Annotated in this window: 1 protein-coding gene; it reads right to left on the bottom strand. The window is 61.2% G+C overall.

Annotated elements, in window-relative coordinates; genetic code table 11:
• Window positions 1-242 (bottom strand): hypothetical protein (locus tag AB4Y42_RS44755; protein ID WP_368697956.1); only part of this gene is annotated, 242 nt, incomplete at both ends.

Here is a 242-nt window from a genome sequence, read left to right as displayed (position 1 = left end):
GATCACCCGCTGCTTACCTGGGACCATTCCGGCATTGAGCAGCAGAAAATCAATCGGCTGACCTCGCTTTTCGAGCTCGGCGAGGGCGGATTGAACGCTGGTCGGCTCGTCCAGCTCCAGCTCCAGCTCCAGCGGCGAAAATACCTGTTTCTTGGTCTGAGCCGCGAGCTGAGCGGCGGTTTCTTGAACCCGGGCCAAGCTGCGCCCGGTGATGAAGACTTGGCGGTAGCCGTTGGTGGCGA

The organism is Paraburkholderia sp. EG286B, assembly GCF_040965655.1.
In the GTDB taxonomy this organism is placed as follows: domain Bacteria; phylum Pseudomonadota; class Gammaproteobacteria; order Burkholderiales; family Burkholderiaceae; genus Paraburkholderia.
The sequence above is the reverse complement of the archived record's forward strand: the minus strand, read 5'-3'. Positions and strand labels throughout refer to the sequence as shown.